The organism is Buttiauxella sp. BIGb0471 (assembly GCF_024807715.1).
GTDB lineage: Bacteria > Pseudomonadota > Gammaproteobacteria > Enterobacterales > Enterobacteriaceae > Buttiauxella > Buttiauxella agrestis.
The window spans coordinates 48,741-60,269 of the sequence record NZ_JANUEU010000005.1; the positions used below are offsets into that span (position 1 = coordinate 48,741).

The window sequence follows — 11,529 nt, forward strand, 5'->3', positions numbered from 1 at the left end:
TCCTCTCCCCCAAGGAGAGGATTAGGGTGAGGGTGGTTAAAAGTGGTGGGAGGTTAATATGTGCGAACTGCTCGGGATGAGCGCCAACGTACCAACGGATATTTGCTTTAGTTTTACCGGTTTGGTGCAGCGTGGCGGGGGAACGGGGCCGCATAAAGACGGCTGGGGCATTACCTTTTATGAAGGTAAGGGCTGTCGTACGTTCAAAGATCCGCAACCCAGCTTTAACTCACCCATCGCTAAATTAGTGCAGGATTACCCCATCAAATCTTGCTCTGTGGTCGCCCATATTCGCCAGGCGAACCGCGGAAAAGTCGCACTTGAAAATACGCACCCGTTTACCCGTGAACTGTGGGGGCGCAACTGGACTTATGCTCACAACGGGCAGCTTAAAGGCCATCGTGCATTGGATACCGGCCCGTTTCGCCCGATTGGTGAAACCGACAGCGAACAAGCATTTTGTTGGCTGCTGCATAAATTGACGCAACGTTATCCACGCACACCTGGCAATATGCAGGCGGTGTTTCGCTACATCACCGAGCTTGCGGTGCAATTACGTGAGAAGGGCGTGTTCAATATGTTGCTGTCCGATGGGCGTTACGTGATGGCGTTTTGTTCCACCAATTTATACTGGATTACCCGACGGGCACCGTTTGGTGTGGCAAAACTGTTGGACCAGGATGTGGAAATTGATTTTCAGGAAGAGACCACACTGAACGATGTGGTCACTGTCATTGCGACACAACCCCTGACCGGAAATGAAACCTGGCACAAAATTGCGCCAGGTTCGTCAGAATTATTTTGTCTCGGAGAGCGTGTAGTTTGACGCCAGTTGCGGTTGTGTCGTTGGCACAACCGGCTTACTAATCACATAATTACCGCTGATGACCGAAACGCCCGGCGGTTGATGATTCGCCATGAAGTAGTCGTAACCCGGCTTCAGTTGTTTCCAGAAATTGATGTAGTAAGAGTACTTGTGGCGTTGCATGTTCGCGTCTGTCATCCGGAACGGATAGATACTGACTTGTACACTTGGCTGGCCAAATACCAACGCGCCGGTCACAAACTGGAAAATCTCATCAATGTTGGTGTCAGTCATGGCATAGCAGCCAACAGACACGCAAGCACCGTGAATCATCAAATACTGGCCTTGATAACCGTGTTGGCGATCAAACTCGTTCGGGAAGCCAATATTAATGGCTTTATAGAAACGGCTATCGGGTTTTAGCTGGCTACGGGTCACATTGTAGAAGCCTTCAGGACTCTTAAAATCACCCTGACGCTGTTTGGGACCTAACCCACCGGAATAGTTACAGATGCTATAGCTGTCGAGCAGTTGGAACTTTTCGCCCATCTTGACATATAGCTCTAGCGTGCGCTCTTCCTTAAATATTTGAATATAAACAGGAGAGCCCATGAGTTGTTGCTTGAATTCTTTGCTGACAGGCGTGGTTGACGAATTGCTGCTTAACAAGCTGGCAAACGAAAAGCACGGGATCAGAAGCATCGCAATAACGAGTGCGATCTTACGCATACTGCTTTATTCCTTGATAAAACTTATACCGAATGCCAGGACGGCAAAATAGGGACCCGAAATCAGATTACTCTGGATTAGGAGCGCTCACATTATCATCGTTATGATTTTTCGCAAGCCCAAAGCAGGGGATGCAAAGTTATAAATTTGGACTTTATACAATACTTTTGGAAAGGGAAAGGATTAGCTTTTTGCGTAACAGCTCCCATAGCTGCATATCTGTGTGTTGTTTTGTGCCCCTTCCAGCCTCTAATGATGCTAAAATCCCCGCCGAATGTTGACCTGCGGATATGAACGGAAACTATCCATAAGTCAGTTGTCCCGGTTGTCCGGGCGGCTTATACCTCCCTCTCGCAATAGTGAATGGATGCGTTTCCTGTTTTCACCGCTTTATGTGTCGCATCGGTTGAACGTTAATTCAACCCATCCGTTGTCGGCTACAGTTTTTTGTCGGTATGTTTAAGCCAATTTTAAACGTGATAACCTTATGATAAAAATCAAAAAAGGTCTGGATTTGCCTATTGCCGGTTTGCCGGAACAGCAAATCCATGACGGCGCAGCGATACCTTTCGTGGCCTTGCTCGGTGAAGAGTATGTCGGCATGCGTCCCTCCATGCTGGTGCAGGAAGGCGACAAGGTATTGAAAGGCCAGCCTCTCTTCGAAGATAAAAAGAACCCAGGCGTTCTCTTTACCGCTCCTGCGAGTGGAACGGTATCAGCGATTAATCGTGGTGAGCGTCGAGTACTGCAATCTCTGGTTATTGAAGTCCAGGGTGATGAGCAGGTTGTTTTTGAGCGTTTTGCTCCTGAAAGCCTTGCCAAACTGCCGCGTGAAACCGTCCAGGCGCAATTGCTGTCGTCTGGTTTATGGACTGCGCTGCGTACACGCCCGTTTAGCAAAACACCGCAACCTGCAACAGTTCCAGCCGCCATTTTTGTTACTGCCATTGATACCAACCCGCTGGCAGCGGACCCGCAGCCCATTATTCGCGCTCACCGCGAAATGTTTGATGCAGGCTTAACCGTATTGTCCCGACTGACCGATGGCAAAGTCCATGTCTGTCAGGCAGGCGGCGGTAAGCTGGGCGGTCATCCTGCTGGGCAGGTGACATTTAATGAATTCGCAGGCCCGCATCCGGCAGGGTTAGTGGGTACACACATTCATTTCCTGGAGCCGGTCAGCCTGCAAAAAATGGTCTGGCATCTTAATTACCAGGATGTCATCGCCATCGGCAAATTGTTCGTGGAAGGCGATTTGTGGACCGATCGTATTATCGCGCTTGCCGGGCCACAGGTGAAAAAGCCACGTCTGATTCGCACACGCCTTGGTGCTTCACTGGAAGTGCTGACGGCGGGTGAACTTGCTGAAGGTGAAAACCGCATTATTTCAGGCTCTGTTTTAAGCGGAACTATCGGGGCGGGGCCGCGCGCCTGGCTGGGGCGTTTCCATCTGCAAGTTACGGTTCTGAAAGAAGGCCGTGAAAAAGAGCTGTTTGGATGGGTGATGCCTGGTGCCGATAAATATTCGATTACCCGCACCACTGTTGGCCACTTCCTGAAACGCAAACTGTTTAGCTTCTCGACAGATACCAATGGCGGGGAACGTTCAATGGTGCCCATTGGCAACTATGAGCGTGTTATGCCGCTGGATATTCTGCCAACGATGCTGTTGCGTGATTTGCTGGCAGGAGATACAGACAGCGCACAGGCGCTGGGGTGTCTTGAGCTGGATGAAGAAGATTTGGCGCTTTGTACCTATGTGTGCCCGGGTAAATATGAGTACGGCCCGGTACTACGCGAGGTATTAACCCGCATCGAGCAGGAAGGATAAGTCATGGGCTTGAAGCATTTATTTGAAAAACTAGAGCCGCACTTCACGCAAGGCGGAAAGCTAGAAAAGTACTACCCGCTCTTTGAAGCGACGGCGACACTGTTTTATACACCCGGTATCGTTACGCCTGGCGCTTCCCACGTTCGTGATGCAATCGATCTGAAACGCATGATGATCCTGGTGTGGTTTGCGGTGTTCCCGGCCATGTTTTGGGGTATGTACAACGTCGGGCTACAAACGATTCCGGCCCTGAACAAAATGTACGGCGCGGAACAACTCCAGCAGGTGATTTCATCTGACTGGCATTATGTTGTCGCGCAGTGGCTGGGGGTGAACTTCACGCCGGATGCTGGCTGGTTAAGCATGATGACCCTTGGGGCCGTGTTCTTCCTACCAATTTACATCACGGTATTCCTGGTAGGTGGTTTCTGGGAAGTGCTGTTTGCCATCATCCGTAAACATGAAGTTAACGAAGGTTTCTTCGTGACCTCCATCCTGTTTGCGCTGGTGGTTCCACCGACGTTACCTCTCTGGCAAGCGGCATTGGGGATTAGTTTCGGTGTGGTCATTGCTAAAGAGATCTTTGGTGGAACTGGCCGTAACTTCCTGAACCCAGCACTGGCGGGCCGTGCATTCCTGTTCTTCGCTTATCCAGCGCAAATCTCCGGTGACCTGGTGTGGACCGCGGCTGACGGTTTCTCTGGGGCAACTCCACTTTCGCAGTGGTCTCATGGCGGCGGCGAAGCCTTAGTGAATGTTGTCACAGGCCAACCTGTCACCTGGATGGATGCTTTCCTCGGTAACATTCCGGGTTCCATTGGTGAAGTTTCCACGCTGATGATCCTGATTGGTGGCGCGATAATCCTGTTTGGCCGCGTCGCTTCCTGGCGCATCGTCGCGGGTGTTCTGCTTGGCATGATTGCCACTGCCACTTTGTTTAACTTCATTGGTTCTGAAACCAACCCGCTATTTGCGATGCCGTGGTACTGGCATCTCGTGCTGGGTGGTTTTGCTTTCGGCATGATGTTCATGGCAACCGACCCGGTTTCAGCCTCGTTTACCAATAAAGGTAAATGGTGGTATGGGGCGCTTATCGGTGTGATGTGTGTCCTGATTCGAGTTGTAAACCCGGCCTATCCAGAAGGGATGATGCTGGCGATCTTGTTCGCCAACCTCTTTGCACCGCTGTTCGATTATCTGGTGGTGCAAGCCAATATCAAGCGGAGGAAGTCGCGTGGCTGAAGTAAAAAGTAACGATAGCATTGGCAGAACGCTGCTGGTGGTGCTGGTGCTTTGCCTGGTGTGTTCCGTTGTGGTGGCTGGCTCTGCTGTGGGGCTGAAAGCTCGCCAGCAGGAGCAAAAAGCGCTCGATAAGCAGCGTAACATCCTGGATGTTGCTGGCTTAGCAACGCCAAAAATGACCGGCGAAGATGTCAAAACAATCTACGAATCACGTATTACACCGCGTTTGCTCGATCTGAAAAGTGGTGAGCTGCTGGATAAAGACTCGTCTAAATTTGACCAGGCTGCGGCGCTACGTGACCCTGAACAAAGCGTCACGCTCTCTTCAAGCGAAGACCGTGCCGGGATAAAACATCGCAGCAATATCGTTGAAATTTATCTGGTGCGTGATGAGCAAAACAAAGTGAAGGAAGTCGTGTTGCCAGTTTATGGCAAAGGCTTGTGGTCGATGATGTATGCCTTTGTTTCGCTTCAAACTGATGGCCGGACGGTGAAAGGTATCACTTATTACGACCAGGGCGAAACACCAGGGTTGGGTGGTGAAGTTGAAAATCCGAACTGGCGTGCGCAATGGATTGGCAAGAAATTGTTGGATGACAACGGTCAGCCTGCGCTACGCGTGGTGAAAGGCGGAGCGCGTCAGGGCGATGAATATAGTGTGGATGGTTTGTCTGGCGCGACGCTGACGGCAAACGGGGTACAACATACTTTTGATTTCTGGATGGGTGAACTTGGTTTTGGTCCTTTCCTGAAACAAGTACGTGAAGGAGCGCTCAATAATGGCTGATATTTCAGACATGAAAGAGGTCAAACGGGTTCTGGTTAGTCCTCTGGTGGATAACAACCCAATTGCCTTGCAAATACTCGGTGTCTGTTCGGCGCTGGCGGTCACGACTAAGCTGGAAACGGCATTCGTAATGACCATCGCGGTAACAGTGGTGACGGCATTCTCTAGCATGTTCATCTCAATGATCCGTAACCTGATCCCTAACAGTGTGCGAATCATTGTTCAGATGGCGATCATTGCTTCGTTAGTTATCGTCGTGGATCAGATCCTGCGTGCTTATGCTTACGAGATCTCCAAACAGCTTTCCGTCTTCGTCGGCCTGATCATCACTAACTGTATCGTGATGGGACGTGCTGAAGCCTATGCCATGAAGTCACCGCCGCTGGCGAGCTTTATGGATGGTATTGGCAACGGTCTGGGCTATGGCGTGATTCTGTTGCTGGTTGGCTTCCTGCGTGAGCTTATCGGCAGCGGTAAACTCTTTGGTATCACGGTGCTGGAAACGGTTCAGAACGGTGGCTGGTATCAGCCAAACGGGATGTTCCTGTTAGCGCCGAGTGCGTTCTTTATTATCGGCCTGCTGATTTGGGCCTTGCGTACGCTTAAGCCTGCTCAGCAGGAAAAGGACTAACTGACTATGGAACATATGATTAGTCTGTTTGTGCGCGCAGTGTTTATTGAAAACATGGCGCTCGCGTTCTTCCTTGGTATGTGTACCTTCCTTGCAGTTTCCAAAAAGGTCTCCACTGCATTTGGATTGGGTATCGCAGTGACCGTGGTGTTAGGGATTGCCGTACCTGCGAACAACCTGGTTTATAACCTGGTGCTTCGTGACGGCGCACTGGTTGAAGGCGTTGATCTCAGCTTCCTCAACTTCATCACCTTTATCGGTGTGATTGCGGCATTAGTTCAGATTCTTGAGATGATCCTCGATCGTTTCTTCCCGGCACTTTATAACGCGTTGGGTATCTTCCTGCCGCTCATTACCGTTAACTGCGCTATCTTCGGTGGCGTGTCGTTTATGGTGCAGCGTGATTACAGCTTCGGTGAATCCATTGTCTACGGCGTGGGCTCCGGAGTGGGCTGGATGCTGGCCATTGTTGCGATGGCGGGGATCCGCGAAAAGATGAAATATGCCAATGTGCCCGCAGGATTGCGTGGCTTAGGAATTACCTTTATCACCACTGGATTGATGGCGCTGGGCTTTATGTCATTCTCCGGTGTGCAGCTATAAGGGCATAAACGTATGGAAATTATTCTTGGCGTGGTGATGTTCACGCTAATTGTTTTGGCTCTGGCGTTGTTGATTTTGTTTGCCAAGTCAAAGCTTGTTAACTCCGGCGATGTGCTGATTGAGATTAACAACGAAGCAGACAAACAGTTCCATGCTCCGGCTGGCGATAAGCTGCTGAATACGCTTTCAAACCAAGGGATTTTCATCTCTTCGGCTTGTGGTGGCGGCGGTTCATGTGGGCAATGCCGTGTGACCATTAAAGAGGGGGGCGGTGATATTCTGCCGACCGAGCTTTCGCACATCACCAAGCGTGAAGCGAAAGAAGGTTGCCGTCTAGCGTGTCAGGTCGCTGTGAAGCAGGACATGAAAATTGAGCTGCCGGAAGAAATATTCGGCGTGAAAAAGTGGGAGTGTGAAGTTATCTCTAACGATAACAAAGCGACTTTCATCAAAGAGCTTAAGCTGCGTATTCCTGATGGCGAAGTTGTGCCTTTCCGTGCCGGTGGGTATATCCAGATTGAAAGCCCGCCTCATGAAGTTAATTATCAGGACTTCGATGTTCCACAGGAATATCGCGGTGACTGGGATAAGTTTAACCTTTTCCGTTTCAAATCTGTGGTGAAAGAGCCGTGTGTCCGCGCTTACTCGATGGCGAACTACCCGGATGAAGCAGGCATCATCATGCTGAACGTACGTATTGCTACGCCACCGCCGAATGTACCAGATGCTCCTCCAGGCATAATGTCCTCGTACATCTGGTCGCTGAAAGCGGGCGATAAAGTGACAATTTCCGGGCCGTTCGGTGAGTTCTTTGCCAAGGAAACGGATGCGGAAATGGTGTTTATTGGCGGTGGGGCCGGTATGGCGCCAATGCGTTCACACATCTTCGATCAGCTCAAACGCCTTCATAGCACCCGCAAAATCAGCTTCTGGTACGGCGCTCGTTCTCTGCGTGAAATGTTCTACGAAGATGAGTTTGAAAAACTGGCGCAGGAAAACCCGAACTTTACCTTCAATGTGGCGCTTTCTGATCCGCAACCAGAAGATAACTGGACGGGCTACACTGGCTTCATCCACAACGTATTACTGGAAAACTATCTTCGTAGCCATCCAGCTCCAGAAGACTGCGAATTCTATATGTGTGGGCCGCCAATGATGAATGCTGCGGTTATCAAAATGCTCAAAGACCTGGGTGTCGAGGATGAGAACATCATGCTTGATGACTTCGGCGGCTGACGGGAGCCATTATGCTGACAGTATTTTTAGCCACCTTTACCATTTTTATTCTGGTGATTTTCGGCATGTCGCTGGGCGTTATCGTAAAGCGTAAAACGCTTCAGGGTAGCTGTGGTGGTATTGCCGCGCTAGGCATGGAGAAAGTCTGCAATTGCCCTGAACCTTGCGATGCACGTAAGAAACGAATCGCAAAAGCGGAGCGGCAGGCAAAACTTCAGCAAAACCGCATCCTTTAAGCCTTGTGAAACCTCCTGCATCTGCGGGAGGTTTTCTTTCTGTCTTTCCTCAATCATAGTTTAACTGTATACTTATCCAGTATCAAAACTGGTGTGAAAAAGTATGCGTAAAATCATTCATGTTGATATGGACTGCTTTTTTGCAGCCGTTGAGATGCGTGATAACCCGAGCTTGCGGGATATTCCATTGGCTATCGGTGGCAGTGCGCAGCGACGCGGGGTTATCAGCACAGCAAATTATCCAGCGCGTAAATTTGGCGTGCACAGCGCAATGTCGACCGCCATGGCACTCAAATTGTGCCCGCATCTGACACTTTTACCTGGGCGCTTTGACGCATATAAAGAAGCCTCCAACCATATCCGCGAAATATTTAGCCGCTACACCACGCTTATTGAACCTCTGTCTCTGGATGAAGCATATCTGGATGTGACCGCAAGCATGAACTGCCACGGTTCGGCTACTCTCATGGCGAAAGAAATTCGTCAGACCATTTCAGATGAACTTAATCTCACTGCTTCAGCGGGGATCGCTCCGGTCAAATTTCTCGCGAAAATAGCGTCAGACCTTAATAAGCCCGACGGGCAATACGTCATCACTCCAGAAGAAATTCCTGCATTTTTGCAAACTTTGCCGCTTGGCAAAATTCCAGGCGTTGGCAAAGTGACTGCGGGAAAACTGGAAAGCCTGGGCTTGCGGACGTGTGCCGATGTGCAGAAAACGGATTTAGCGTCTTTGCTCAAACGCTTTGGTAAGTTCGGGCGGATACTTTGGGAGCGAAGCCAGGGTATTGATGAGCGCGAAATTAACAATGAACGTCAGCGCAAATCGGTAGGTGTTGAGAAAACATTGGCCGAAGACATTCATTATTGGCAGGAGTGTGAAGCCATCATTGAACAACTTTATGCTGAACTTGAGCGACGTCTGAAAAAGGTGAAACCAGATTTATTGATTGCTCGTCAGGGAGTCAAACTCAAGTTTAATGATTTTCAGCAAACCACTCAGGAACATGTCTGGCCCCAGTTGAATAAAGCCGATTTAATCGCTATCGCGAAGCAAACTTGGGAAGAGCGCAGGGGAGAGCGAGGCGTAAGGCTAGTGGGGCTGCATGTCACGTTACTGGACCCGCAGTTGGAGCGCCAACTGGTTCTGGGAATATAAAAAAACCCTCTCAATGAAAGGGTTTTGATCTACACGTATTTGGCTTACTTAGCTGGAATTGCTTTTAGCAACTCAGTCAGCAGGATCCAGTACTGGCCTACGCTTGCGATATGAACTTGTTCATCCGGGGAGTGTGGACCCGTAATGGTCGGCCCAATAGAAACCATATCCATCTCAGGATAAGGTTTTTTGAACAGCCCACATTCCAGACCGGCATGGATAACCATGATGTTTGGCGTTTTGTTGAACAGCTTCTGGTAAGTTTCACGTACCAGCCCCATCACCGGGGAGTCAGCGTCGGGCTGCCAGCCTGGGTAGCTGCCTTTAGCAACACTTTGTGCACCAGCCAACTGACCCAATGCCTCGAGCATGCCGACCACATAGTCTTTGCCGCTATCAATCAGGGAGCGAATCAGGCAAATAATTTCTGCGCTTTCATCAGTCATTGAAACCACACCCACGTTCAGTGAGGTTTCCACTACACCTTTAACCGCGTCTGAATTACGGATAACACCGTTTGGCATGGCATTGAGCAAGTTAATGAAAGCATCACGGCTTTTTGCTGTTAGCGCAGCTTTGTCGGTGGTGGTTGCTTCAACCAGGACAGTGGTGTTTTTCTCAACTGCACCCAATTCATTTTGCAGAATTGACAGGAACTTAGCTGCGAGATCTTTGAACTGTGCTGCTTTGTCGGCAGGGACTGCGACAATTGCAGAGCCTTCACGCGGAATAGCGTTACGCAGCGTTCCACCGTTCAAATCAATCAAACGAGCGTCCAGTTCAGCCGCATGTGCAAACAGGAAACGCGCCAGCAATTTGTTGGCATTGCCCAGACCCAGGTGAATTTCAGCACCTGAGTGACCGCCTTTCAGGCCTTTGATGGTCAGCTTGTAGGTTTCGTAACCCGCAGGAACTGCTTCGCGTTGCAGCGGCAGCGTGGAGATAAAATCAATCCCGCCCGCGCAACCCATATAGATCTCACCTTCTTCTTCAGAATCGGTGTTGATCAGAATATCAGCTTGCAACCAGCCCGCTTGCAGGCCAAATGCGCCATCCATACCGGCTTCTTCGGTCATGGTCAGCAGAACTTCTAATGGGCCATGAGCGACAGTCTCATCAGCCAGCACCGCGAGTGCAGATGCCATACCGATGCCGTTATCGGCACCTAATGTCGTACCGCGTGCTTTAACCCATTCACCATCAATATAGGGCTGAATCGGGTCTTTGGTGAAATCATGGACAGTGTCGTTGTTTTTCTGCGGCACCATATCAAGGTGAGCTTGCAGGACGACCGCTTTACGGTTTTCCATACCCGCTGTTGCAGGTTTACGGATCAGGATATTGCCAACCTGGTCGCGCTCAACATGCAGGCCTTTTTCTTTTGCCCAGGACAGAATATGTTCCGCGAGTTGCTCTTCATGATAAGAAGGGTGCGGAATAGAACAGATTTTGGCAAAAATATCCCACAGTGGTTGCGGAGATAATTGAGACAATTCAGACACGATAAGTCTCCTTGACATCGACTCTGCTGACATTTTTTATTCGTGCAGAGCGGGATTGAACTTAATGAAATACAACACAAGTAAGCATTGTGCGCTGGCTTGAGAATACCACTATAACTGAGGTTGTGACGACCTAAAGCACGTAAAAACCAGAAGGACAGGCCTGCAGCACTGGTTTTTAGTGCGCCAGATCTCTATAATCTCGCGCAACCAAAACCCCTTTGAACATTTTTAAGCCGTTAATAACTGGCTGGGATAATTTCACATGAGCGAAAAATACATCGTCACCTGGGACATGTTGCAGATTCACGCACGTAAGCTTGCAAGCCGTCTGCTTCCTGCTGAACAGTGGAAAGGCATTATTGCTGTTAGCCGTGGCGGCCTGGTTCCTGGCGCATTGCTGGCACGTGAACTGGGGATTCGTCATGTTGATACCGTTTGTATCTCCAGCTATGACCACGACAACCAGCGTGAGCTGACCGTCCTGAAACGTGCTGAAGGTGATGGTGAAGGCTTCATCGTGATTGATGACCTGGTAGACACCGGCGGCACCGCGGTGGCTATCCGTGAAATGTATCCAAAAGCGCATTTCGTGACTATCTTCGCCAAGCCTGCTGGCCAGCCTTTGGTTGACGATTATGTTATCGATATCCCGCAGGATACCTGGATTGAACAGCCGTGGGATATGGGCGTGGCATTTATCCCGCCTTTAGCCGGCCGTTAATAGCCTGAGAATTTGCACTGATTTACGCCCGGCATTGCCGGGCG

12 protein-coding genes are annotated in these 11,529 nt (G+C 50.0%); 10 read left to right on the plus strand and 2 right to left on the minus strand.

The window, feature by feature from the left end; genetic code table 11:
- The first annotated feature begins 58 nt into the window (after positions 1-58).
- Positions 59-826 (plus strand): class II glutamine amidotransferase, encoded by a 768-nt coding sequence (locus tag M2371_RS16120; RefSeq protein WP_172895442.1) that lies wholly within the window; start codon positions 59-61, stop codon positions 824-826.
- Here M2371_RS16120 and dpaA read toward each other — a convergent pair.
- Positions 797-1,534: a peptidoglycan meso-diaminopimelic acid protein amidase gene (gene dpaA, locus M2371_RS16125; protein ID WP_115630651.1), complete on the minus strand. Its 738-nt coding sequence runs from the start codon at positions 1,532-1,534 to the stop codon at positions 797-799. The genes M2371_RS16120 and dpaA overlap by 30 nt on opposite strands.
- A 487-nt stretch (positions 1,535-2,021) precedes the next feature.
- Between dpaA and M2371_RS16130 the strand changes: the two genes are divergently transcribed.
- The 8 genes from M2371_RS16130 (at position 2,022) to dinB (ending at position 9,259) form a co-directional block, all read left to right on the plus strand.
- Positions 2,022-3,365 carry a Na(+)-translocating NADH-quinone reductase subunit A gene (locus M2371_RS16130; RefSeq protein ID WP_172895441.1) on the plus strand — a complete coding sequence of 448 codons (1,344 nt, stop codon included), beginning with the start codon at positions 2,022-2,024 and terminating at the stop codon, positions 3,363-3,365.
- A 3-nt stretch (positions 3,366-3,368) separates the two neighbouring features.
- Positions 3,369-4,607 (plus strand): NADH:ubiquinone reductase (Na(+)-transporting) subunit B, encoded by a 1,239-nt coding sequence (locus M2371_RS16135; protein WP_172895440.1) that lies wholly within the window; start codon positions 3,369-3,371, stop codon positions 4,605-4,607.
- Complete coding sequence (locus M2371_RS16140) at positions 4,600-5,394, plus strand: Na(+)-translocating NADH-quinone reductase subunit C (protein ID WP_034493592.1); 795 nt, start codon at positions 4,600-4,602, stop codon at positions 5,392-5,394. The genes M2371_RS16135 and M2371_RS16140 overlap by 8 nt, the downstream gene beginning before the upstream one ends.
- Positions 5,387-6,025, plus strand: a complete 639-nt coding sequence (locus M2371_RS16145) for an NADH:ubiquinone reductase (Na(+)-transporting) subunit D (protein ID WP_081908371.1) — start codon at positions 5,387-5,389, stop codon at positions 6,023-6,025. Before M2371_RS16140 ends, M2371_RS16145 begins: the two co-directional genes overlap by 8 nt.
- Positions 6,026-6,031: 6 nt before the next feature.
- Complete coding sequence (nqrE, locus tag M2371_RS16150) at positions 6,032-6,628, plus strand: NADH:ubiquinone reductase (Na(+)-transporting) subunit E (RefSeq protein WP_034493595.1); 597 nt, start codon at positions 6,032-6,034, stop codon at positions 6,626-6,628.
- Between the two features lie 12 nt (positions 6,629-6,640).
- Complete coding sequence (gene nqrF / locus M2371_RS16155) at positions 6,641-7,864, plus strand: NADH:ubiquinone reductase (Na(+)-transporting) subunit F (protein WP_115630643.1); 1,224 nt, start codon at positions 6,641-6,643, stop codon at positions 7,862-7,864.
- Between the two features lie 11 nt (positions 7,865-7,875).
- Positions 7,876-8,100: a (Na+)-NQR maturation NqrM gene (gene nqrM / locus M2371_RS16160; protein ID WP_259268168.1), complete on the plus strand. Its 225-nt coding sequence runs from the start codon at positions 7,876-7,878 to the stop codon at positions 8,098-8,100.
- A gap of 103 nt (positions 8,101-8,203) precedes the next feature.
- On the plus strand, positions 8,204-9,259 hold the full coding sequence (gene dinB, locus M2371_RS16165; protein ID WP_259268169.1) for a DNA polymerase IV: 1,056 nt from the start codon (positions 8,204-8,206) through the stop codon (positions 9,257-9,259).
- Positions 9,260-9,303: 44 nt separating this feature from the next.
- Here dinB and pepD read toward each other — a convergent pair whose 3' ends face one another.
- The gene (gene pepD, locus M2371_RS16170; RefSeq protein WP_259268170.1) at positions 9,304-10,761 is read right to left on the minus strand and encodes a beta-Ala-His dipeptidase; all 1,458 of its coding nucleotides are present in this window, start codon (positions 10,759-10,761) and stop codon (positions 9,304-9,306) included.
- 265 nt (positions 10,762-11,026) lie between these two features.
- Between pepD and gpt the strand changes: the two genes are divergently transcribed.
- Positions 11,027-11,485 carry a xanthine phosphoribosyltransferase gene (gene gpt / locus M2371_RS16175; RefSeq protein ID WP_034493602.1) on the plus strand — a complete coding sequence of 153 codons (459 nt, stop codon included), beginning with the start codon at positions 11,027-11,029 and terminating at the stop codon, positions 11,483-11,485.
- The last annotated feature ends 44 nt before the right edge of the window (positions 11,486-11,529 follow it).

What these genes read in the sequence shown, in the direction of transcription:
- gpt (WP_034493602.1), top strand. Translation starts at nt 11,027, where the DNA reads ATGAGCGAAAAATACATCGTCACCTGGGACATGTTGCAGATTCACGCA.
- dinB (WP_259268169.1), top strand. Translation starts at nt 8,204, where the DNA reads ATGCGTAAAATCATTCATGTTGATATGGACTGCTTTTTTGCAGCCGTT.
- M2371_RS16145 (WP_081908371.1), top strand. Translation starts at nt 5,387, where the DNA reads ATGGCTGATATTTCAGACATGAAAGAGGTCAAACGGGTTCTGGTTAGT.
- M2371_RS16135 (WP_172895440.1), top strand. Translation starts at nt 3,369, where the DNA reads ATGGGCTTGAAGCATTTATTTGAAAAACTAGAGCCGCACTTCACGCAA.
- nqrE (WP_034493595.1), top strand. Translation starts at nt 6,032, where the DNA reads ATGGAACATATGATTAGTCTGTTTGTGCGCGCAGTGTTTATTGAAAAC.
- M2371_RS16120 (WP_172895442.1), top strand. Translation starts at nt 59, where the DNA reads ATGTGCGAACTGCTCGGGATGAGCGCCAACGTACCAACGGATATTTGC.
- M2371_RS16130 (WP_172895441.1), top strand. Translation starts at nt 2,022, where the DNA reads ATGATAAAAATCAAAAAAGGTCTGGATTTGCCTATTGCCGGTTTGCCG.
- dpaA (WP_115630651.1), bottom strand. Translation starts at nt 1,534, where the DNA reads ATGCGTAAGATCGCACTCGTTATTGCGATGCTTCTGATCCCGTGCTTT.
- nqrM (WP_259268168.1), top strand. Translation starts at nt 7,876, where the DNA reads ATGCTGACAGTATTTTTAGCCACCTTTACCATTTTTATTCTGGTGATT.
- nqrF (WP_115630643.1), top strand. Translation starts at nt 6,641, where the DNA reads ATGGAAATTATTCTTGGCGTGGTGATGTTCACGCTAATTGTTTTGGCT.